The sequence below is a fragment of the Pseudomonas sp. DCB_BI genome, assembly GCF_026240995.1.
Taxonomy (GTDB): domain Bacteria; phylum Pseudomonadota; class Gammaproteobacteria; order Pseudomonadales; family Pseudomonadaceae; genus Aquipseudomonas.
The window spans coordinates 129543-150285 of record NZ_JAPFCG010000007.1; the positions used below are offsets into that span (position 1 = coordinate 129543).

The following is a 20743-nucleotide window of genomic DNA, read 5'->3' on the forward strand; positions in this document are numbered from 1 at the left end:
GGCCGGTACAGGCAACCCATCAATCAAAGTAACCGCGCAGCCCGAACGCATACCCGGTGTCCACAGCGGTCGCCTCACCGCGGCTCCAGCGCTTCTTCAGCACGAACTCGAACGCCGGCTCGTACAACCCGTCGCGCACCACTGCTCCCGCCAGCACCTCGACGTCGTACCAGCCATTTTCCAGTTCGATGATCGGCCGCCCCGGCACCTGGTAACGCGCCATCAGGTCGCCCAGGGTCTTGGGCGTGAAATGCTGCAGGATGCGCCAGGTGTACAGCATCAGGGCACCGTGCTCGACCCGCAGTACATAACCGTTGCGCCGGTGTTTCAGGCGGCTGCCGGCCTCGCGCAAGGCCGGGGTGTGGTTGTCCAGGGTGAACAGGATGCGGTAGGGCAGGTTGTCGACACCGGCCAGCGGTAGCACGACGCCTTCGCGCACCGCCTGGTCGCCGCTGTCACCGTGGGTGAACGCATGAGCCAGGTCGTCGGGCAGTTGATGGTCTTGCTTGAAGCGCTCGAGCAACTGGATATCGCCGAGCAGAAAGTAGTCGACCAGGTCGTTGAGCACTTCGCTGAATTCGTGGCGCATCTGTTTTCCTTATTGGTGCGCATTGGGGGAGGGACAATGGGCGTTCAGTGCTTCTGGGCAATCTGGATCAGGTTGCCGCACGTGTCGTCGAACACCGCTACGGTGACCGGCCCCATACGGGTAGGCGGCTGGGTGAACTGCACGCCTGCAGCGCACAGCCGGGTGTATTCGGCCTCGATGTTACGCACGCCGAACGAGCTGGCGGGGATGCCATCCTGTTTGAGCGCGGCCTTGTACACCTTGGCCGCCGGGTGCGCGTCGGGTTCGAGCAGCAGTTCGACCCCATTGGGGTCGTTGGGCGAGGTCAGTGTCAGCCAGCGATGCCGACCCATCGGGATGTCATGTTTGGGCTCGAAACCGAGTACGTAGTGGTAGAAAGCCAGGGCCTTGGCCTGGTCGTCGACGAGGATGCTGGTGACCACAATCTTCATAAGCGCACACCGTTTACCTGGGGCCGATGACTCTCAGTAAAGACGTTCAGGCGTTTTTGACCAGTGGCTGCATCGCCCCTTGGGCTTGTTTCCAGCTGGGTGGCAGCAGAGGCGCGTCCTATCGTTGGCCTGGCGTTACCAACCCACCAAGGAGTGAAATGCATGCAAGAAGAATCGATGAAAGACCTGCCGGACGCCCATGATGAGGATCAAGCGGAAACCACCGCGCCGTCTGCAACGCTGTCCCGACGCAAGCGCGGTGCGGCTCCGGTTGTCGGAATGCCCTGTGAGTCGGGGTACAAGCAGATTGGGGACGACTGCATTCGGGCGAACCCCGGGTTTGAGTGATGCACTGGGCCGGGGCAACCCGGCCCTTACAAAAAACCTGCTCAAGGCATAGGTAAATCCTTCAGCTCCCAGCGCCCACCCACCGCGAGTCGGGGGTACAGTGTGAGGCATGATCCCAGTCTGCCCAGACCAGCGTCGGAGAGGTCCCCTGTGGCTGCCTATACCTTGCGACAACTGAAGTACTTCGTCACCACCGTGGAAGCGGGTAGTGTGGCCGAAGCGTCACGCCAGCTGTACATCGCCCAGCCGTCCATTTCCACGGCCATCAAAAGCCTGGAGGAAAGTTTCGGTGTACAGCTGTTCATCCGCCACCACGCCCAGGGCGTGTCATTGACGCCCAGCGGCAAACGTTTCTATGCCAAGACCAAGTCCCTGTTGCAGATGGCCCATGAGTTCGAACAGAACGCCCTGGCCGACAACGATACCGTCGCCGGGCAAATCGACATTGGCTGTTTCGAAACCGTGGCCCCGCTGTACCTGCCGCGCCTGATCGCCGGCTTTCGCCAGCGCTACCCAGGCGTGGACATTCGCCTGCGCGACGGTGAACAGCAGGACTTGATCCAGGGCCTGACCGCCGGCACATTCGACCTGGCATTTCTCTATGACCACGACCTGGACGGCACCATCGAGGCCGAGCCCTTGATGCCGCCGCAGAAACCCTACGTGCTGCTGCCGGAGCACCACCGTTTTGCCGGCCAGGCCCAGGTATCGCTGCGCGACCTGTGCCCCGAGCCGATGATCCTGCTGGACGTTGCTCCCAGTCGCACCTACTTCGTCAGCTTGTTCAACGAATTAGGGCTGACACCGAACATTGTCTTCAGCTCACCCTCGATCGAGATGGTGCGTGGCATGGTGGGGCAAGGCTTCGGGTTTTCGCTGCTGGTGACTCGCCCGCATTCGGAATACACCTACGACGGCCAACGCCTGGTCATGCTGGATATCACCGAACCGGTAGCGCTGTCGGGGCTGGCCGCTGCGTGGTTGAAGCGGGTGCAGTTGACCAAACCGGCGCAGTTGTTCGTGGAGTTCTGCCGGGAAGAGCTGGCGAAGTTCTAAGGCCCGATCTGCATCGCCCCGGCAGGTTTACGCAAGCCGGTGGCTCAGAACCAGCGATCGTTCTTTTTGCGCCCGCGGGTGAGCGCCGGCAGGATCAGCCCCGCGAGCAAGCCCGCGCCGGCGATGCTGCCGCCATAGACCATGTAGCGCATCATCACCTGCTTGTTCTCGTCCCCCAGGCGCGCCTGGGTATCGCGCAACGCCGACTGGCTTTGGTCGAGCTGCTCGTTCAGGGCTTTGTTGCGTGTCTCCAGTTCGTCGATCAGCTGTTTGCGCGAGTCGAGCGTTTCCTGCGTGCCTTGCACGCGGCGCTTCCAGCTGTCGTCGATGGTATTCAACTGTCCGGTGAGTTCCGCGACTTTGGCTTCGAGCTCCGGCAGCCGCTCGTTCTGCCCAGGCACCGCCTGCAAGTCATTGCTGAGGATCCATACCACGTCGCCATTCTGCCCGCGTACCTGGCTGTAGTTGCCCTGGCTGCCGATCAAGGTGAGCTTCTGGCCCGACTTGAGCGTGCCGACGATGCGGTGGCCGTCGGTCGGGCCGCTGCGCACGTAAGTGCTTAGGCTGTCGCTGACCCAGCGTGCATCGCTGGCAGGCTCTTCGGCGTGTACCGGTGCGGCCAGGGCCACGAGTGTGGCGATCAGGCCGCCGCGCAGTGCAGTGAGGGCGGAGGCAGTTGGGCGGGAATCGGGCATGTTGGGTCTTCGCTGAAACAGGACAAAAGTAGGCCCGGTGACTGGGCCGGTGAACCGGTCGGTGGGTTGACCGTCAGCGAAAGACCGTATTTTTGTCAGCAGGTTCATCACCGGAGGTCGGAAATGTCTGCAGAATGTTGCAGCACCCGCCCTATAGCCCCCTGGGTATCCCGCAATACCGGATGGCCGTAAGCCCCTATGGCCAATGGCAGGGCTAGACTCAAACGCTCATACACGTTCATGGAGCAGGGCCATGACTGCCAAGAACACCATCTGCCTCTGGTATGACCACGACGCAGAGCAAGCGGCACATTTCTACGCCAGCGTTTTCCCCGATAGCCAGGTGGGTGCGGTGCACAAGGCACCGGGTGACTACCCCTCGGGCAAGCAAGGTGATGTCATTACCGTGGCGTTCACCGTGATGGGGATTCCCTGCATAGGGCTCAATGGCGGCAAGGCGTTCAGCCACTGCGAAGCGTTTTCGTTCCAGGTGTGTACCGAGGACCAGGCCGAGACCGACCGCTTGTGGGATGCCATCGTCAACAACGGTGGCGAGGCCAGCGTGTGCGGCTGGTGCAAGGACAGGTGGGGGATTTCGTGGCAGATCACGCCGCGGGTCCTCATCGAGGCCTTCGCCCACCCCGACCCTGCGGCGGCCAAGCGCGCGTTCGACGCCATGCTGCAGATGGGCAAGATTGATGTGGCTGCTATCCAGGCGGCGCTGGCGGGCTGACGCAGGCGCCAATGATGCGCCTACGCTACTCCAGCTCGCGGCTCTGGCAGGTTTTCGCTCAACCCTGCCAGCCACCCCCCAATACCTTGTACAAAGTCACCCGGTTCTGTTGTTCGACCAGTTCCAGGCTGATCAGCGTCTGCTGTGCCGAATACAATGAACGCTGCGCATCCAGCACCTCCAGAAAACTTTCCGACCCTTGTTTGTACAGCGCCAGCGACAGGTCGTAGCTCTTCTCGGTAGCGCTGGTCAGGCTGCGCTGGGCGTCCAGCCGTTCATTGACATGCCCGCGCACGGCCAAGGCATCCGCTACCTCACTGAACGCGGTCTGCAAGGTCTTCTCATAAGTGGCGAGCTCGATATCCCGGCTGACCTTGGCCGCATTCAGCGCTGCACGGTTGCTGCCGGCATTGAAGATCGGCAGATTGATCGACGGCGCCAAGCTCCAGGCACGGCTGCCGCCAGCGAACAACCCCGACAGCTCGCTGCTGGCAGTACCACCGCTGGCGGTCAGGGTGACGCTGGGGAAGAACGCCGCTCGCGCCGCGCCAATGTCGGCATTGGCTGCCTTCAATGTGTGCTCGGCGGCCAGCACGTCCGGGCGCTGTTGCAGCAGGCTCGAAGGCAGGCCCGCCGGTACGCCGACCAGCAGCGCTGCATCGAGGCGGGCACCCCGGGGCAACAGCGTGTCATCCACGCGGCACCCTGCCAGCAGTTCCAGGGCATTGCGGTCCTGTTCAACCAGGCTTTGGTAGTTGGCCACGTCCGCCCGCGCCGACTCCACGGTACTCAATGCCTGTGCCAGGCTGAGGCCGGACTCGCCACCCAGCGCGTGGCTCTGCTGCACCAGATCGAGGGTCTTCTGCTGGCTGGCATAGGTCTCGCGGGCCAGCGCCAGCAACTGCTGGTCGGCGGCCAAGGTCATCCAGGCGCTGGCGACTTCCGCCACCAGGCTGATCCGCGTACTGCGCCGGGTCTGTTCCAGCGCCAGGTAGTCCTCCAGCGCGGCGTCCTTGAGATTGCCCAGGCGGCCGAACAGGTCCAGCTCGTAACTGCTCACCCCCAGGCCAACGCTGTACTGGCTGCTGACCGCGTTGCTGCCATTACTGACGCTACGCTGGCGGGTGCCGTCAGCGGTAGCGGACACCGCCGGGAATAGGGCCGCCCGCTGGATGCGATACTGCGCGCGCTGGTACTCGACATTGAGCGCCGCTACCCGCAGGTCGCGGTTGTTGGCCAAGGCCAGGGCGACGGTGTCGCGCAGGCGCGTATCGACGAACAACGACTGCCAGCCGATCTCGGCACTGGTGCTGCTACTGGCGGTGGGGGTTGGCCACTGCTCGGCCACGGGCGCCGCCGGGCGCTGGTAGTCAGGGGCCAGGTTGACGCAGCCGCCAAGGGCCAGCACCAACATCAACAGAGGGGGCATGCGCATCAGGCTTCTCCTGCGACAACGTTGCGGCGTGGGGCGTTGCTGCGTGTGGCCAGGCGCTGCACCAGCACATAAAACAAGGGGATGAAGAACAGGCCGAGCAAGGTGGCGGCGAGCATGCCACCGAGTACGCCGGTACCGATGGCCTGGCGCCCGCCGGCCCCGGCGCCGCTGCTCAGGGCCAGTGGCAACACGCCAAGGATGAACGCCAGCGAGGTCATCAGCACCGGTCGCAGGCGAACACGCACGGCTTCCAGGGTGGCGGTCAACAGGTCCTGGCCACGCTCGTAGCGTTCCTTGGCGAACTCCACGATCAGGATCGCGTTCTTCGCCGCCAGGCCCACCGTGGTCAGTAGCCCGACCTGGAAGTACACGTCATTAGCCAGCCCGCGCACCCCGGTCAGCAACACCGCGCCCAGGATGCCCACTGGCACCACCAGCATCACCGCGAACGGCACCGACCAGCTTTCGTACAATGCCGCCAGGCACAGGAACACGAACAGGATCGAAATGGCATACAGCAGCGGGGCCTGGTTGCCGGCCAGGCGTTCCTGGTATGACTGGCCGGCCCAGGCATAGCCGATACCTTCAGGCAGCTGCGCCATGATCTCTCCGACTGCCGCCATGGCGTCGCCAGAGCTGACGCCCGGGGCCGGCTCGCCAACCAGTTCGTACGAACCAAAGCCATTGAAGCGCTCCAGCAGCGGCGAAGCCGTGCTCCACGAGGTGCGGGTGAACGCCGACAGCGGCACCATGGCATCGCTGTCGTTGCGCACGTACCAGGCACCGATGTCTTCGGCCAGCATGCGCTTGTCGGCTTCGCCCTGCAGGTAGACTTTTTTCACCCGGCCGGCATCAACGAAGTCGTTGACGTAGCTGCCACCCATGACCGTGCTCAGGGTGTCGTTGATGTCGCTGGCCGCCACACCCATGGCGCCGGCCTTGCGGTCATCGATGCTGACGTTCAATTGCGGCGTGTCTTCCAGGCCCTGGGCGCGCACATTGGCCAGGCGGGGGTCCTTGGCAGCCAAGGCGATGAACTGGTCACGCGCCTTGAGCAGCTCGGCGTGGCCGAGGCCGGCCAGGTCCTGCAGTTGCACGTCGAAGCCGGCACTCTGGCCCAGGCCCTGGATGGCCGGCGGGGCGATGACGAAGACATTGGCGTCGAGGATCTTCGACAGCGCCCTGTTGGCCCGCTGCGCCACGGCGGCAGCACTGTGCTGTTCGCCCTGGCGTTCGCTCCAGTCCTTCAGCTTGATGAAGCCACGCCCGGAGTTCTGTGCGTTGCCGCCATTGCCCAGGCCGCGCACGGTCAGCAGTGAAGCCACTTCAGGTTGCTGCAGCATGTAGTCTTGCACCTGGCGGCTGACTTCCTGCAGGCGCTGGTCGGTGCCGCCCACAGGCAGGGTCATCTGCATCATCAGCATGCCTTGGTCTTCCTCGGGCAGGAACGCGGTGGGCAGTTTCTGCAACATCAGCACCACGCCACCGAGCACCAAGGCGTAGACCATCAGGCCCCGCAGCGGCCGCGCCAGCACCTTGGCAACCCCCTGCTGGTAGCGCAGGGCACTGCGCTCGAAGGTGCGGTTGAACCAGCCGAAAAAGCCCTGGCGCGGCTCGCCGTGGGCGGTTACTGGCTTGAGCAGGGTGGCGCACAAGGCCGGGGTCAGGGTCATGGCCACCAGCACCGACAGCGCCATGGCTGCCACCAGGGTGACCGAGAACTGCCGGTAGATCACCCCGGTTGAGCCGCCGAAGAACGCCATTGGCACGAACACGGCCGACAGCACCACGGCAATGCCGACCAATGCGGCGCTGATCTCGCTCATCGACTGGCGCGTTGCTTCGCGCGGCGACAGGCCTTTTTCCGCCATGATGCGCTCGACGTTCTCCACCACCACGATGGCATCGTCGACCAGCAGGCCGATGGCCAGCACCATACCGAACATGGTCAGGGTGTTGATCGAGTAGCCAAGGATGGCCAGTACGCCGAAGGTACCCAGCAGCACCACCGGCACGGCGATGGCGGGGATCAGCGTGGCGCGCAGGTTCTGCATGAACAAGTACATGATCAGCACTACCAGAGCGATGGCCTCGAACAGGGTCTTGACCACTTCCTCGATGGAAATCTTCACGAACGGCGCGGTGTTGTAGGCCACCTCGCTACGCAATTGCAGCTTGCCGGGGAAGAACTGCTCAAGCTCGGCCAGCTTCGCCTGCACCGCTTCGGATACGTCCAGGGCATTGGCGCCCGTAGCCAGGCTTACCGCCAGGCCGCCGGAGGGCCGCCCATTGTGTTCGGCGACCACGTCATAGCTTTCACTGCCCAGCTCTACCCGGGCCACGTCGGCCAGGGTCACCACGGCACCGGCGCTGTTGTGCTTGAGCACCAGTTCGCGGAATTGTGCAGCGGTCTGCAGTTTGCTGCGGGCGTTGATGGTGGCATTCAGTTGCTGGCCGGCACGCGCGGGCAGGGCACCCAACTGGCCTGCGGAGGTGTCGACGTTCTGCGCCTCCAGGGCACTGCTCACGTCCGACGGCATCAGCGCATACTGCTTGAGCTTGTCCGGGTCGAGCCAAATGCGCATGGCGTAGCTCGACCCCAGCGTGGTCACCTGCCCGACGCCGCTGACCCGGCTGATCTGGTCGTACAAGGTGCTGGAAATGAAGTCGCTGATATCGGTGGCGCTGACGTCCGGGTTGTCCGACACCAGCGAGAGGATGATCAGGAAGTCGCTGGCCGAGTTGTGGATTTCGATGCCTTGCTGCTGCACGGCTTCGGGCAGCCGCGCCTTGGCCTGCTCCAGCTTGGTCTGCACCAGCATTTGCGCGGTGTTGATGTCGGTGCCGGCCGCGAAGGTGAGGGTGATCGAGGCACTGCCCGCCGAGCTGCTGCTGGAGGACATGTAGGTGAGGCCGTCGAGGCCGGTCATCTGTTGCTCGATCACCTGGGTTACCGAATCTTCCATCGTCTTGGCCGATGCACCGGTATAGCTGGCCTTAAGGCTGATCTGTGGCGGAGCGATGTTGGGGTACTGGGCGAGCGGCAGCTGGAAGATCGCCAGGCCGCCACCGAGCATCACCAGAATGGCGATGACCCAGGCGAAGATCGGCCGGTCAATGAAGAATCGTGCCATGTCATTCGCCTCGCTGGCTGTCGTTGCGGGCCGTCAGGCTGCTGTCCTGCACCTGCACTTGCTGGCCGACGCGGACCTTCTGCAGGCCCTGTACGATCAACTGGTCACCCGGCGCCAGGCCCTGGCTGACCCACCAGCGGTTGCCAACGGCGCGGGCCAGGGTCAGCTCGCGTTGCTGCACCTTGCCGTCGACCACCACCAGTGCGGTAGCGCCGCCACGCTCATCGCGGCTCACGCCCTGCTGCGGCACCAGGACCGCATCGGCCTGCACGCCTTCTTGCACCGTGGCTTTCAGGTACATGCCGGGCATGAGCAGGCCGTCGGGGTTCGGCACCACGGCGCGAAAGGTTACGCTGCCAGTGCTTTCATCCACGCTCACGCCGTTGAAGGTGAGGGTGCCGGCATGGGCGTAGGTGCTGCCGTCCTCCAGTTCCAGGCTGATGCGCGTGGCGTCCTGCTGTGGGCTCGGTGCCAGCTTGCCCTCGGCCAGCTCGCGTTTCAGGCGCAGCAGGGTGCTGCTGGGCTGAGTGAAATCGACGTAGATCGGGTCCAGCTGCTGCACGGTGGTCAGCGCCGTGGTCTGTTCGGCGGTGACCAGTGCGCCAGGGGTGACCGACGAGGTGCCGGTGCGGCCTTCGATCGGCGCATTGATGCGGGTGTAGTCGAGGTTGATCCGCGCGGTGCGCTGCGCAGCCTGGGCCGATTGCAGGCTGGCGCGGGCTTCTAGCAGGGCGGCCTGTGCGCTTTCGTTGTCTTCGGCGCTGATGGCGTCGAGCTTCACCAGCTGTGCATCGCGTCTGGCCTTGAGCTGAGCAGCCTTGAGCGTGGCACGCGCGGAGCTGACAGTGGCTTCAGCCTGGGCCAGGGCTGCCTGGTAGGTTTGCGGGTCGATCTGGTACAGCGCCTGGCCGGCCTTGACCCTGTCGCCTTCGTTGAACAGGCGTTTCTGGATGATGCCGCCGACTTGCGGACGGATCTCGGCAATCAGGTGGGCGCTGGCGCGGCCGGGCAGGGTAGTGGTCAGGGCCTGGGCGGCGCTGGTCACTTCATACACCGCGACCTCTTGCAGCGGTGGTTGCGCGGCAGGGCTTTCGGCCTCGCGGCAACCGCCGATGACCAGCAGGCCGGCCCCCAGCAGCAGGGCACGCACCAGCGGCGAACGGGCGAACATCAAGGAGTGGAATAACGTAGGCATCGCAGGCTCCGAGCCAGGGATTTCGAGGCCACCAGCGTGCTCGGCAATTGTGCAGGCAATGTGCAGAAAGCAAGGAGATTGCCCGGCATGCCTTGCGGCACCCGGGCGTGCGCGCTTCAATACGGGCCATTCCAATGTGCCGGCGGTGCCATGAAAGTCAGCCTATCGCGCAAGTTCTTCTTCGCCATGCTCGCGGTGTGCGCATTCGCCGTGCTGGGCATGGTGTTTGCCGCCTACCTGAGCCTGAAATACGGTTTTCTCGGCTACCTCAACCAACAGGCGGAAGAACGCATGGAGCGCATCGTGCCGCGGGTCGAGCAGGCCTATGCGCGCCATGGCAGCTGGGATTTCATCCGCCGCGACAAGGACCAGTGGTTCGAGCTGCTGCGCCCAGACGACGCCCAGCCAGACAAGGTCTTCGACCCCAGCCAGCTGACCGTCTCGGACCTGACCGGGGCGTTCGTCCGCTTTGCCTTACTCGACAGCGGGCGCCAGCCGATCATCGGCTACCAGGCAGCGCCCGCCGACATGCTGCTGCGGCCCATTCGCCATCAGGGCCAGGTGGTCGGCTGGATGGCCCTGGCCCCGCTGCAGTCGGTGACCAGCATTGGCGACCAGCGCTTCCAGCTCAACCAACTGCGCTCAAGCCTGCTGATCGGCCTGGCCTGCCTGCTGGCCACGGCGGTGATCGCCTGGTGGTTGAGCCGCGCCTTGCTGCGGCCGATTCGGGAAGTGGCCAGCGCCACCCATCGCCTGGCGGCGGGTGATTACGCCATCCAGCTGCCGGTGCGCTCGGCGGACGAAGCCGGGCAGTTGGCCGAGGACTTCAACCGCATGGCCGCCACGCTGGCCAGCAACGAGCGCCTGCGGCGCGACTTCATGGCCGATATTTCCCACGAACTGCGCACGCCGCTGGCGGTGATGCGCGCCGAACTGGAGGCCATGGAAGACGGCATTCGCCCGCTCGATGGCAATGCTTTGCGGTCGCTGCAAGGCGAAGTGGGGGCCCTGAGCAAGCTCGTCGACGACCTGTTCGAGCTGTCACTGGCCGAGGTGGGTGGCCCCACCTATCGCCGTGAACGCATCGACCTGTGCGTGCTGTTGTCGGTTGTTGCCGAAGCCTTTCAGGCCGGTTTCACCGAGCGTGGCCTGGAACTGCGTGTGGAAATACCCGGGGAGCCGTTGTGGGTACTGGGCGACGAGGCACGCCTGGGCCAGTTGTTGCACAATTTGCTGGAGAACAGTCGCCGCTACACCGATGCCGGTGGCCACACGGTGTTGCGGGCACTCCAGGAAGGGGATCAGGTGCTGGTGCAGTGTGAAGATACCGCCCCCGGCGTGGACAGTGCCTCGCTGGCGCGCCTGTTCGAGCGTTTTTACCGGGCTGAGCGCTCGCGTAACCGCGCCAGTGGCGGCACCGGGCTGGGCCTGGCGATCTGCCGTGGTATCGCCGAGGTGCATGGCGGCCGGTTGACGGCCAAAGCCTCGGCCATGGGTGGGCTGTTGCTGGCGTTGACCTTGCCGGTCGCGGGAGAGCAGGCATGAGCCGGATTCTGCTGGTGGAAGATGAGCCCAAGCTTGCGGCATTGGTGGGCGATTACCTGCGCGCGGGCGGCTATAGCGTCGAGCACCTGGCCGACGGCCTGGGGGTGATTCCGGCCATTCGCCAGGGCCAGTACGCGCTGGTGTTGCTCGACCTGATGCTACCGGGCCGTGACGGCCTGGATATTTGCCGCGAGCTCCGCGGTTTCAGCCGCGTGCCGTTGATCATGATGACTGCCCGTGTCGACGAGATCGACCGCCTGCTGGGCCTGGAACTGGGCGCGGACGACTATATCTGCAAGCCGTTTTCGCCGCGTGAGCTGGTGGCGCGGGTCAAGGCGGTGCTGCGCCGCAGTGGCGAGCAGCCTGGCAGCCTCGGCCTGGAGCTGGATGCTCGGGCGTTCCAGGCACGCTATCGGGGTGTGGCACTGGAACTCACGCCCGTGGAGTTCCGCATGCTGGCGGCGCTGGCGGTGCGCCCGGGGCAGGTGCTGTCGCGCGACCAGTTGATGAACCACATCTACCAGGACCACCGGGTGGTGGCTGACCGCACGGTGGACAGCCATGTGAAGAACCTGCGGCGCAAGTTGACCGCGATTACCCCGGCGCATGACCCGATCCGCTCGGTGTATGGGGTGGGGTATAGCCTGGAGTTCGAATAACCCGTGTGAAAGCTTGCGCGGTCCTGCAGGGGACCGCCCAGGCCTCAAGGGTCAGGTTTCGGACATTTCGCTTGCTGCCGCCGGTTTCAGCGAAGCCTTCTTTTCCTGCACCACGATGTAGAACTCCTCGCCATGTTTCACGGCGCCGTACAGCACGGCCTTTTCGATCAGTTCGTTGCCACGCAGGTGACGCAGCATCATCGGGTCCTTGCGCAGGTCGCGGTACAGCGCCAGGCACAGCAGCACCATCACCACCACGAACGGCAGGGCCACGACGATGGTCAGGTTCTGCAGCCCGGTCAGCGCCTTTCCGGGGTCACGCGGGTCGCCGATCGCCAGCATGATCGCCGCCACCGTGCCGGTCAGCGCGCCCCAGAAAATCACCGTGCGCCGGGAGGGCGTGGTGGTGCCATGTTCCGACAGCGTTCCCATCACCAGCGAGGCCGCGTCGGCACCGGAGACGAAGAAGATACCCACCAGCACCATTACCAGCACCGAGGTCGCCGAAGCCAGCGGGTAGCTGTCAAGCAACTGGTACAGCGCATGGTTACTGTTGACCGCGCCGTTGGCCAGCTGGAACGCGCCTTCGCGCAGTGCATCGATGGCGGCGCCGCCGAACACGGTGAACCACACCAGGCTGACCAGGCTCGGTACCAGCAGTACCCCGGTAACGAACTGGCGGATGGTGCGGCCGCGGCTGATGCGGGCGATGAACATACCCACGAATGGCGTCCAGGATATCCACCAGGCCCAGTAGAACACGGTCCAGCCGGCCAGCCAGCTGTCCATCTGTTCACCGCCGCTGGCGTTGGTGCGGGCCATCATCTCAGGGAGCATCTTGATATAGATGCCGAGCGAGGTCGGCAGCAGGTTGAGCATCAGCAGGGTCGGCCCGACCATGAACACGAACACCGCCAGCACCAGCGCCAGCACCATGTTGATGTTGGACAGCCACTGGATGCCCTTGCCGATGCCCGACACCGCCGAGGACACAAAGGCAACGGTCAGCAGGGTGATGATCGAGATGTAGAACAGCTTGCCGGGGCTTTCGACCCAGCCGTTGTACTCCAGGCCACCGGCAATCTGCAGGGCACCCAGGCCCAGCGAGGCGGCTGAACCGAACAGCGTGGCGAAGATCGCCATCATGTCGATCAGGCGGCCGAGCGGGCCGTTGGCGTGCTTGCCGATCAATGGCCGGAACGCGGCAGAAATCAACTGTGAGCGGCCCCGGCGGTAGGTGCCATAGGCAATCACCAGGCCGACGATGGCGTACATCGCCCAAGGGTGCAGGGTCCAGTGGAACAGTGTCGTGGCCATCGCCACCTGCATCGCTTCGCTGGTCTGCCCGCTGGCCGAACCTGGCGGTGGTGACACGTAGTGCGACAGGGGCTCGGCCACGCCGAAGAACATCAGGCCAATGCCCATGCCGGCGCTGAACATCATTGCCACCCACGACACCGTACGAAATTCTGGCTGTTCGCCATCACGGCCCAGCGGTACCCGGCCATAGCGGCTGGCCGCCAGCCACAGCACGAACACCACGAACAGCGTGGAGGTGAGCACGAAGAACCAGCCGAAATTCAGGATGACCCAGGATTGTGCACCTGAGGCGCTGTTGGCCAGGCTGGCCTGGTTGAACAGGCCCCAGAGCACGAAGGCGATGGCCAAAAGGCTGGTGAAACCGAAGACGATCCAGTCCAGCTTGCCCTCGAAATGCCGGTCTTGGCGGGCTTCTGCGGTTTTCGAGGGGTCGGTCACGCCAAGGTCGAGTGTTTCGTTGATGTGTTCCTTTGCCATGAATGATGAGGCCCCTGAGTGGCTTACCTGCGCGGGCAGGCTTGTTGTTGTGTGGGCTACCGAGGGCGCTGATGGCCTCGGCGGGGTGAGGTGCTGGCGCGATTATCCTGCGCGGTAAACGGCGGCACCTGTCCCGATAACGCCCTGGGGCGTCCATTGCGCGACTTGGCAAATACTTTTAGTTCTGGGGGCAGTGGCCCATTCTGCCTCGGCTTCTGGTACCCTGATGGGCATTACCCCGGCCCGCACATTCGAGCCGCGTAGAAGCGCTGCTGCCTGTGGGCCTGGCCGTACCAGGAAACGGAGATTCGTCAACATGGCCACTGACCGTGTGAGCCTGATTCATTTCGATAAATTGAGCATGAGCCCTGCCGCTGCCGATCGGTTCCAGAAAGCCCTCGACGCGCTGGAAACACTCAAGCTGCAGGACCGTTACGTGTACCTCATCGCTCCTTATCTGGGTGATATCGCTGACGCCTCCGATGCCGAGCAACTGGCCACTGCAGTGGATCAGGGGCTGCGCGTGGTCGATGAACTCGTGGCTGCCCACTCGGTGAGCAAGGGCAAGGCCGAGGAAGTGCGCCAGGTATTCAATAACGCCGGCGAGCGTGCACGGGCAGAATTGACTGGCTGAGTGGTGGCATGGCCAAAGACATCGACAACCCCTGTGTTTCGTTATGCCAGCTCAATAGCGAGCTGTGCGTGAGCTGCGGCCGTACCCGAGAAGAAATCCGCAAATGGCGGGGCATGAAGCGCCCCGAGAAGATGGCCACCGTGCAACGCGCGGCGACGCGTATGAAGGCCATCACCAAGAAAGCGGCCAAGCGGCAGAGTGCCGACTGAGCGCGCAGGCCCGCGAACGCCCCCCCCACACAGTGCTTCTGGCCGATGAAAGGCTGTCCTCCTCGCCGCTGATGGTCCAGACTGTCTCTGGCACGCATCGATGATTGCTGCAGTCGACCACAGGAGGTGGCAGCCTTTGGCCACCGCGCGGGGTCGCCGGATGTTACATGTGCCGAGGGTCGTAGATGATCGAGCGTTGCTTTCGCCACGCCCTGCTCCTGTTGTGCCTGTCGCTGCTGCCCCTGGCGGCGGTAGCGGACGATGCCTGCCGACGGCTGACCGCTACTGGTAACCCTGAATACCCGCCCTACCTGTGGCGTGACCCGCTAAACCCTCAGCAATTGATTGGTGCCAATGCCGACCTGCTCAAGTACCTGGGCAAGCAATTGGGGCTCGAAGTCGAGGTGGTCTACGGAGGGCCGTGGTCGCGTGCCCAGGAAGAAGTTCGCACCGGGCGTATCGACTTGCTCGCCGGTTATTTCCAGACCGACGCGCGCCGCCAGCAGATGGACTTCATTGCCCCGCCGTTCCTGTACACCCCCAGCGTGATCTGGGTGCGTCAGGACAATGCCTTCGCCTACCGGCAATGGTCCGACCTCAAGGGGCGCAAGGGCGGTACTTTGGTCAATAACAGCCACGGGCAGCAGTTCGATGACTACGCCCATGCCAACCTCACCCTCGAAGCGGTGCCCGGCGCCCGGCAGGCGTTCGAGAAATTGATGCACAAGCGCAGCGATTACGTGGTGTACGAGCAGTACCCCGGCATGGCGCTGGCGCGGACCTTGGGTATTGCAGGCACTGTGCAGGTGCTGCAGCCCCCTGTGTCCAGCGAAGGGTTGTACCTGGCAATTTCGCACGATTCGCCCTGCAACCGGCCGCAGTTGCGCGAGGCACTGGCGCGCGAGATGGCGAAGATCGTGAGTGGAGATTTGCCCGAGCAACTGGTGAAGCAGAACCTGGAGCGCTGGCAATAACTGCCTGTGCGCGCTTTTACAGGGACTGCGCCAGCTGTTTGGCTTCCTTGGCCTTGGTCACGTCGACGGCGCTGGGCAAACTGACATCGTTCTTGGCCGCAAGAATCTCGGCCATGACGCTGACGGCGATTTCCGCCGGGGTCTTGCTGCCGATATAGATGCCGATTGGACCGTGCAGGCGCTGCAGCGATGCTTCGCTTTCCCCAAAGTGCTCGATCAGCCGCTCCCGGCGCAGCTGGCTGTTGCGTCGCGAGCCAATGGCGCCGATATAGAACGCCGGGCTGTGCAAGGCCTCGAGCAGCGCCAGGTCGTCCAGCTTGGGGTCGTGGCTGACGGCGACGATGGCACTGCGCACATCTGCGCTGAAGGCGCGGACCACATCGTCCGGCATGCCGGGCAGCAAGGTGACCCCGGCGATGCTCCAACCCGCCGTGTACTCCGGGCGCGGGTCGCACAACGAAACGCTGAAGCCATTGAACAAGGCCATGGTGGCCAGATACTCGGCCAGTGCCCCGGCACCGATCAGCAGCAGGCGGTAACCGGGGCCGAGGGTGCTGAGCAGGCGCTGGCCATCGAAACTGAACAGTTCAGGTGTGGCAGTGGCAGTGAGGTTGGCTGCGCCGCTGCGCAGGTCGAGGTCGCGGCGTACCAGGCTCCCGCTATCCAGGCAGGCCAGCAGCTGCTCCAGGTGCGGTAATGAAGGGGCGAACTCCAGCACCAGTTCGAGAGTGCCGCCGCAGGGCAGCCCGAAGCGATGGGCTTCATCGGCGCTGACGCCATAGCGCACCACCTGGGGCAGGCTGGTGGGCATGCCCGGGCCGCCGTAGGCACGGGTGTAGCGATGGATGAGATCGTCCTCGATGCAGCCGCCGGAAACACTGCCCACCACCCGGCCATCGCTGCGCAAGGCCATCATCGAGCCGACCGGGCGGGGCGAGGAGCCCCAGGTGCGGGCAACGGTGGCGAGCAGGGCGCGGTGGCCGGCGGCGAGCCAGTCACGGGTGGTGCGTAGGACCAGCAGGTCGATGCTTTCCATTGGGGCTCCATTAACCCGGATATTCAAAGGCCGGCACAGGCACCCGGCGTCAGCGCATATGCAAGATGATGGGACTGCTGCTGGCCGGGTCGGTATGCCCGCGCAGTTTGCCCACCGCCTGCGCATTCACCGCGCCACCATGGTTACCCCAGGCTGAACGCACAAAGCTCAGCACCTCGGCAATCTCCTGATCCCCCAGCTGTTCGCGGAAAGCCGGCATGCGGTAGGCATCCGGCACCCCGGCAGTCACCACCCGCTGCGACCCGTTCAGGGTGATATTGATCGCCGAGGCGTCCTCCTGCGCCAGTGCCGACGTGGCCCCGGCCAACGGCGGCATCCATTCGGCCTGGCCTTTGCCATCCAGGCCGTGGCACGAGGCGCAGCGGGTCACGTAGGTGTGCGCCCCCGGCGTGTCGAGCCGCACGGCTGCCGATTCTGCCTGATACTGCCACGGTGGGCCATCACGCTGCGGGTCGCCCGGCAGCGACTTCAGGTAGTGGGCAATGGCAGCCAGGTCGCCGTCAGTCATGAACTGCGTGGAGTTGTTGAACGCCTCGGTCATCGAACCGAACACCACCGCATGCCGGTTGCGGCCGGTTTTCAGGAACTGGGCGATTTCCGCCTCGCTCCAGCGCCCCAGCCCGGTGTTGTGGTCAGTGCGCAGGCTGGGTGCGTACCAGCCATCGAGCAATGCGCCGGCGAGGAACGATTCGCCGCTGCCATCCAGGGCTTTTTCGTTGAAGGCCAGGCCGCGTGGGGTGTGGCAACTGCCGCAGTGGCCGGGCCCCTGGACGAGATAGGCGCCACGGTTCCATTGTGCGTCCTGACCGGCCTTGGCGGCGTACGGCGTGTTGGCGGCGTACAGCCCATTCCACAGTGCGATGGGCCAGCGCAGGTTCAGCGGCCAGGGGATGTCGCTGGCCAGGTTGGCCTGCTTCACTGGCTGTACGCCGTGCATGAAGAACGCGTAAAGCGCCTTCACATCGTCATCGCTGAGCTTGGCATAGGACGGGTAGGGCATGGCCGGGTAAAGCCGCCGACCTGCGGGGGCGACACCATGGCGCACGGCGCGGTCGAAGTCGGCCAGGCTGTAGTTGCCGATACCCGTGCCCTGGTCGGGGGTGATGTTGGTGGCATGAATGGCCCCCAGCGGCGTGGCCATTTGCAGCCCGCCTGCAAACGGCTTGCCGCCTGGCACGCTGTGGCAGGCCACGCAATCGCTCAGCCGGGCTACATACTCGCCCCGGCTGACCAGCGCCGGGTCGGCAGTGCTGGCCTGTGCATCGGTAAACGGCGAGGCGGGCTCGCGGGTGACATACCAGGCCAGCAGGCCTGCCGCGACCAGGCACGGCAGCGCCAGCCAGCCAGCGGTTCTTGCGAAACGGTGGGTCATGGGGCATTCCTTGTGCGCTAGCTGAAGGTGTGACGGCTCATTGGCAGGCTGCGTACGCGCTGGCCGGTAAGCTGCGCGACCGCATTGGCTACCGCTGGCGCCACTGCGGGCAGCGGTGGCTCACCGATACCGCCCATCTTCGCCCCGCTTTCGACAATGCGTACATGCACCCGGGCCATGCGCGAAGGTGGCAGGATCGGGTACAGGTCATAATTGCGCGCGCGCGGCTTGCCGTCGACATACACCGCTTCTTCCACCAGCGTCTGCGAAAGGCCCAGGGCGACAGCGCCGTTGACCTGGTGCTCGATGATCGCCGGGTTGACGATGCTGCCCGGGTCGATGGCTTGCCAGATATCGTGCACCCTGACCTGGCCGTTCTCTATCGACACCTCCGCGATGACTGCAGCCTCCGAGCCGAACGGTGAGGCCATGGCCACGCCACGTGCCCGCTTGCTGCCATCTTCGGCAGTGAAAGGCCCGCGCTTCCAGCCACCGGACAAGTCGGCCACTGCATTCAACAGGTTGGTCAGGCGCGGGTTGTCGCGCAGCAGGTGCAGGCGCAGTTCAAATGGGTCCTTGCCGCCTTTGTCAGCCAGTTCGTCCAGGAATGATTCGTAGAAGAAGTCGTTCAGCGAATTACCGACCGAACGCCAGTAACCGAGCATGGCCGGGCCTTTGACGTATATCTGGGCGATGCGTTTGTTGGCAATGGCGTAGGCCTTGCCCGACAGCCCTTCAAGCGCGGTCGGGTCGATCTTGTCACCTTGCTTGCCAGCGAGGGCCTCCGTCGGGCCTTCGGTGGCGCTTACCGCTTCGATCGCCACCGGCATGCCATCGGCATCCAGCCCGGCGCGGAATTTCACCACGGCGACCGGGCGCAGCACATCGCGCAGGAACTCCTCTTCGCGGCTCCAGATCAGTTTCACCGGCCGGCCCACCGCCTTGGCCAAAGTTATGGCCTGCGGGTAGGGATTGGCCGAGTCGTACAGGAAGTGGCGGCCGAAGAAGCCGCCCAGCAATGGCGAATGCAGGTTGATCTGCCCGGTTTCCAGGCCGGTGCGTTTGGCAATGTCGTCACGGAACATATCCGGTGCCTGGTTGGGCAGCCACACGTCGAGGGTGCCATCGGCGTTGAAGCGGGCGAGGGCAGACGGTGGTTCCAGTTGGGCATGGTTGAGGTACTGGTTGTGGTAGCTGGCCTCGACCTTGGTCTTGGCATTGGCCAGGGCGCCGGCGATATCCCCCTCGTTCTCTTCATCCCGGGCCGGGCCGTCGACCGAGGCCAGGTGCTCGCGCCAGCCGTCGCTGGAGAAGTCGGCCGGCATCGGCCGCAGCTTGCTGTCGGCGGCTGGCTCTTTCCAGTCCACCTGGAGGGCTTCTACGGCACGCTTGGCGTGCCACCAGCGTTCGGCGACCACCGCCACGGCGCCTGGCAATTGATGCACCGAATGCACGCCTGTCATGGCCTTGACCTGTGCTTCGTTGCGCAGGCTGCCCACGGTCATGCCCAGGCGCGGTGCGTGCTGCACGGCGGCGTGGAGCATGTCATCAACCTTGATGTCGATGCAGTACTGGGCCTTGCCGGTGGACTTGTCGTAGGCATCCAGGCGGCGCACGGGCTTGCCGATCCAGCGGAACTGGCTGGGGTCACGCAGCTTGACGCTGGCCGGGTCAGGCACCGGCAGGTCCATGGCGCGCCCAGCGAGTTCGCCATAGGGCAGCGAACGGCCAGTCGTGGTATGTACCACGTTACCCGGGGTGGTGGAGAGCTCCTCGATCGGCACGCCCAGTTGCTCGGCGCCTGCCTGCAACAGCATGGCCCGGGCGAGGGCACCCAGGCGGCGCATGGTCGGGTAGCTCATGCGTACTGACATACTGCCACCGGTGATGCGCATGCCGTTTTCCATCACCACATAGGCTTCGCCGGGGGGCGCGCTGTCGACCACGAATTGGGCCGGGTCGACGTCCAGTTCTTCACCGACGATCTGCGCCATGGCAGTGAACGGACCTTGCCCGCCCTCCATGAACGGGCTGAGCAGGCGCACCGTGCCATCCGGGCGAATTTCCAGAAACGCCGGCACCTGGGTACCGCGTTCTGCAGTTGACGCAGCTGCTGCCTGCACGCGCGCCGCGCCCATGGGCAGGCCAAAACCCAGCACCAGGGCGCCGACCGCAGTGCCGGCCAGAAAGCGCCGGCGTGAGAGGTTGACCGTTTCGCCGAGCTGCAGCCTGAGCAGTTCGGCGGGGGTATCGACGGGCGTGTTCATCAGGCCTGCTCCCCTTGGGCCAGGTCATGCACGGCGGCATGGATGGCGTTGTAGGTACCGCAGCGGCACAGGTTGACCATGGCGGCGTCGATCTGCGCATCACTCGGCTTGGGCGTGTGCTTGAGCAGCGCCGTGGCCGCCATCACCTGGCCGGACTGGCAGTAGCCGCACTGCGCCACCTGGTGCTCGACCCAGGCCGCGACCACCCGTTTGCCGACGGCATCAGCCTCGATAGCCTCGATGGTGGTGACCTCGCGGCCGACCACGCCGGCCACCGGGGTGACGCAGGCGCGTACCACGTTGCCGTCGACCAGTACCGAACAGGCGCCGCATTGGGCCAGGCCGCAGCCATACTTGGTACCGGTCAGCCCCAGATCATCGCGAATCACCCACAGCAGGGGCGTGTCGGCGTCTGCCTCGACCTGGTAGGTCTTCTGGTTGATGCGTAGTTCCATGGTTCACCTGCCAGTCATCGGTTGTTGTCGCTGTGTAATTTTCGAGTGGGAATACGTTGTTCCCAACTTGCAAACGCTAGCACAGGGGGGTGACCGCTGGTCTGGTTGCGGATGCAGGTTCAGAGGATCGGGCAAGCAATCCGGTGGAATGCGCAAGC

General features: G+C 64.6%; 19 protein-coding genes. 8 read left to right on the plus strand and 11 right to left on the minus strand.

All coding sequences use genetic code 11. The features are described 5' to 3' along the window. Positions 1-19: 19 nt before the first annotated feature. Together OO258_RS09845 and OO258_RS09850 are read right to left on the minus strand one after the other, a co-directional pair. Complete coding sequence (locus OO258_RS09845; RefSeq protein ID WP_266030116.1) at positions 20-589, minus strand: hypothetical protein; 570 nt, start codon at positions 587-589, stop codon at positions 20-22. 44 nt (positions 590-633) lie between these two features. Further along, positions 634-1020: a VOC family protein gene (locus OO258_RS09850; protein WP_266030117.1), complete on the minus strand. Its 387-nt coding sequence runs from the start codon at positions 1018-1020 to the stop codon at positions 634-636. Between the two features lie 162 nt (positions 1021-1182). On the opposite strand from OO258_RS09850, the gene OO258_RS09855 reads away from it, so the two are divergent. Together OO258_RS09855 and OO258_RS09860 are read left to right on the plus strand one after the other, a co-directional pair. Beyond that, a complete protein-coding gene (locus tag OO258_RS09855; RefSeq protein WP_266030119.1) occupies positions 1183-1368 on the plus strand; it encodes a hypothetical protein in 186 nt (61 codons plus the stop codon). Positions 1369-1518: 150 nt separating this feature from the next. Further along, positions 1519-2424, plus strand: a complete 906-nt coding sequence (locus OO258_RS09860) for a LysR family transcriptional regulator (RefSeq protein ID WP_110744181.1) — start codon at positions 1519-1521, stop codon at positions 2422-2424. Positions 2425-2468: 44 nt separating this feature from the next. Here the strand turns inward: OO258_RS09860 and OO258_RS09865 are convergent, their stop codons facing one another. Further along, positions 2469-3119, minus strand: coding sequence for a TIGR04211 family SH3 domain-containing protein (locus OO258_RS09865; RefSeq protein ID WP_266030120.1), 651 nt, complete (start codon positions 3117-3119; stop codon positions 2469-2471). A gap of 253 nt (positions 3120-3372) precedes the next feature. On the opposite strand from OO258_RS09865, the gene OO258_RS09870 reads away from it, so the two are divergent. Next, positions 3373-3852: a VOC family protein gene (locus tag OO258_RS09870; protein WP_266030121.1), complete on the plus strand. Its 480-nt coding sequence runs from the start codon at positions 3373-3375 to the stop codon at positions 3850-3852. A 58-nt stretch (positions 3853-3910) separates the two neighbouring features. On the opposite strand, the gene OO258_RS09875 is transcribed toward OO258_RS09870, so the two are convergent. The 3 genes from OO258_RS09875 to OO258_RS09885 are packed head-to-tail and all read right to left on the minus strand — an operon-like array spanning position 3911 to position 9616. Continuing rightward, positions 3911-5287 (minus strand): efflux transporter outer membrane subunit, encoded by a 1377-nt coding sequence (locus OO258_RS09875; protein WP_266030122.1) that lies wholly within the window; start codon positions 5285-5287, stop codon positions 3911-3913. Further along, entirely contained in the window at positions 5287-8421 is a 3135-nt protein-coding gene (locus tag OO258_RS09880) for an efflux RND transporter permease subunit (protein WP_266030124.1), read from the minus strand. The genes OO258_RS09875 and OO258_RS09880 overlap by 1 nt, the downstream gene beginning before the upstream one ends. Position 8422: 1 nt before the next feature. After that, entirely contained in the window at positions 8423-9616 is a 1194-nt protein-coding gene (locus tag OO258_RS09885) for an efflux RND transporter periplasmic adaptor subunit (RefSeq protein WP_266030125.1), read from the minus strand. Between the two features lie 150 nt (positions 9617-9766). Here OO258_RS09885 and OO258_RS09890 point away from each other — a divergent pair, with 150 nt between their 5' ends. After that, the gene (locus tag OO258_RS09890) at positions 9767-11161 is read left to right on the plus strand and encodes an ATP-binding protein (protein WP_266030126.1); all 1395 of its coding nucleotides are present in this window, start codon (positions 9767-9769) and stop codon (positions 11159-11161) included. Beyond that, positions 11158-11820 (plus strand): response regulator, encoded by a 663-nt coding sequence (locus OO258_RS09895; RefSeq protein WP_110744174.1) that lies wholly within the window; start codon positions 11158-11160, stop codon positions 11818-11820. Before OO258_RS09890 ends, OO258_RS09895 begins: the two co-directional genes overlap by 4 nt. A 51-nt stretch (positions 11821-11871) precedes the next feature. Here OO258_RS09895 and OO258_RS09900 read toward each other — a convergent pair whose 3' ends face one another. Then, a complete protein-coding gene (locus OO258_RS09900) occupies positions 11872-13617 on the minus strand; it encodes a BCCT family transporter (RefSeq protein WP_266030128.1) in 1746 nt (581 codons plus the stop codon). A 316-nt stretch (positions 13618-13933) separates the two neighbouring features. On the opposite strand from OO258_RS09900, the gene OO258_RS09905 reads away from it, so the two are divergent. The 3 genes from OO258_RS09905 (at position 13934) to OO258_RS09915 (ending at position 15434) form a co-directional block, all read left to right on the plus strand. After that, positions 13934-14251 carry a hypothetical protein gene (locus OO258_RS09905; RefSeq protein ID WP_266030129.1) on the plus strand — a complete coding sequence of 106 codons (318 nt, stop codon included), beginning with the start codon at positions 13934-13936 and terminating at the stop codon, positions 14249-14251. Between the two features lie 8 nt (positions 14252-14259). Beyond that, positions 14260-14460: a DUF1289 domain-containing protein gene (locus OO258_RS09910; protein WP_266030130.1), complete on the plus strand. Its 201-nt coding sequence runs from the start codon at positions 14260-14262 to the stop codon at positions 14458-14460. Between the two features lie 185 nt (positions 14461-14645). Then, complete coding sequence (locus tag OO258_RS09915; RefSeq protein ID WP_266030131.1) at positions 14646-15434, plus strand: substrate-binding periplasmic protein; 789 nt, start codon at positions 14646-14648, stop codon at positions 15432-15434. A 16-nt stretch (positions 15435-15450) separates the two neighbouring features. Here OO258_RS09915 and OO258_RS09920 read toward each other — a convergent pair whose 3' ends face one another. The 4 genes from OO258_RS09920 to OO258_RS09935 are packed head-to-tail and all read right to left on the minus strand — an operon-like array spanning position 15451 to position 20585. Then, positions 15451-16470: an XdhC family protein gene (locus tag OO258_RS09920; protein ID WP_266030133.1), complete on the minus strand. Its 1020-nt coding sequence runs from the start codon at positions 16468-16470 to the stop codon at positions 15451-15453. A gap of 49 nt (positions 16471-16519) precedes the next feature. Next, on the minus strand, positions 16520-17863 hold the full coding sequence (locus OO258_RS09925) for a c-type cytochrome (RefSeq protein ID WP_266030135.1): 1344 nt from the start codon (positions 17861-17863) through the stop codon (positions 16520-16522). A 17-nt stretch (positions 17864-17880) separates the two neighbouring features. Further along, entirely contained in the window at positions 17881-20130 is a 2250-nt protein-coding gene (locus OO258_RS09930; protein ID WP_266030136.1) for a xanthine dehydrogenase family protein molybdopterin-binding subunit, read from the minus strand. Further along, positions 20130-20585 carry a (2Fe-2S)-binding protein gene (locus OO258_RS09935; protein ID WP_012271943.1) on the minus strand — a complete coding sequence of 152 codons (456 nt, stop codon included), beginning with the start codon at positions 20583-20585 and terminating at the stop codon, positions 20130-20132. Before OO258_RS09935 ends, OO258_RS09930 begins: the two co-directional genes overlap by 1 nt. Positions 20586-20743: the final 158 nt, after the last annotated feature.

Excerpts from the sequence above, each read along its gene's own strand:
- OO258_RS09845 (WP_266030116.1), bottom strand. The coding sequence starts at position 589 with ATGCGCCACGAATTCAGCGAAGTGCTCAACGACCTGGTCGACTACTTT.
- OO258_RS09850 (WP_266030117.1), bottom strand. The coding sequence starts at position 1,020 with ATGAAGATTGTGGTCACCAGCATCCTCGTCGACGACCAGGCCAAGGCC.
- OO258_RS09855 (WP_266030119.1), top strand. The coding sequence starts at position 1,183 with ATGCAAGAAGAATCGATGAAAGACCTGCCGGACGCCCATGATGAGGAT.
- OO258_RS09865 (WP_266030120.1), bottom strand. The coding sequence starts at position 3,119 with ATGCCCGATTCCCGCCCAACTGCCTCCGCCCTCACTGCACTGCGCGGC.
- OO258_RS09870 (WP_266030121.1), top strand. The coding sequence starts at position 3,373 with ATGACTGCCAAGAACACCATCTGCCTCTGGTATGACCACGACGCAGAG.
- OO258_RS09875 (WP_266030122.1), bottom strand. The coding sequence starts at position 5,287 with ATGCGCATGCCCCCTCTGTTGATGTTGGTGCTGGCCCTTGGCGGCTGC.
- OO258_RS09880 (WP_266030124.1), bottom strand. The coding sequence starts at position 8,421 with ATGGCACGATTCTTCATTGACCGGCCGATCTTCGCCTGGGTCATCGCC.
- OO258_RS09885 (WP_266030125.1), bottom strand. The coding sequence starts at position 9,616 with ATGCCTACGTTATTCCACTCCTTGATGTTCGCCCGTTCGCCGCTGGTG.
- OO258_RS09890 (WP_266030126.1), top strand. The coding sequence starts at position 9,767 with ATGAAAGTCAGCCTATCGCGCAAGTTCTTCTTCGCCATGCTCGCGGTG.
- OO258_RS09895 (WP_110744174.1), top strand. The coding sequence starts at position 11,158 with ATGAGCCGGATTCTGCTGGTGGAAGATGAGCCCAAGCTTGCGGCATTG.
- OO258_RS09900 (WP_266030128.1), bottom strand. The coding sequence starts at position 13,617 with ATGGCAAAGGAACACATCAACGAAACACTCGACCTTGGCGTGACCGAC.
- OO258_RS09905 (WP_266030129.1), top strand. The coding sequence starts at position 13,934 with ATGGCCACTGACCGTGTGAGCCTGATTCATTTCGATAAATTGAGCATG.
- OO258_RS09910 (WP_266030130.1), top strand. The coding sequence starts at position 14,260 with ATGGCCAAAGACATCGACAACCCCTGTGTTTCGTTATGCCAGCTCAAT.
- OO258_RS09915 (WP_266030131.1), top strand. The coding sequence starts at position 14,646 with ATGATCGAGCGTTGCTTTCGCCACGCCCTGCTCCTGTTGTGCCTGTCG.
- OO258_RS09920 (WP_266030133.1), bottom strand. The coding sequence starts at position 16,470 with ATGGAAAGCATCGACCTGCTGGTCCTACGCACCACCCGTGACTGGCTC.
- OO258_RS09925 (WP_266030135.1), bottom strand. The coding sequence starts at position 17,863 with ATGACCCACCGTTTCGCAAGAACCGCTGGCTGGCTGGCGCTGCCGTGC.
- OO258_RS09930 (WP_266030136.1), bottom strand. The coding sequence starts at position 20,130 with ATGAACACGCCCGTCGATACCCCCGCCGAACTGCTCAGGCTGCAGCTC.
- OO258_RS09935 (WP_012271943.1), bottom strand. The coding sequence starts at position 20,585 with ATGGAACTACGCATCAACCAGAAGACCTACCAGGTCGAGGCAGACGCC.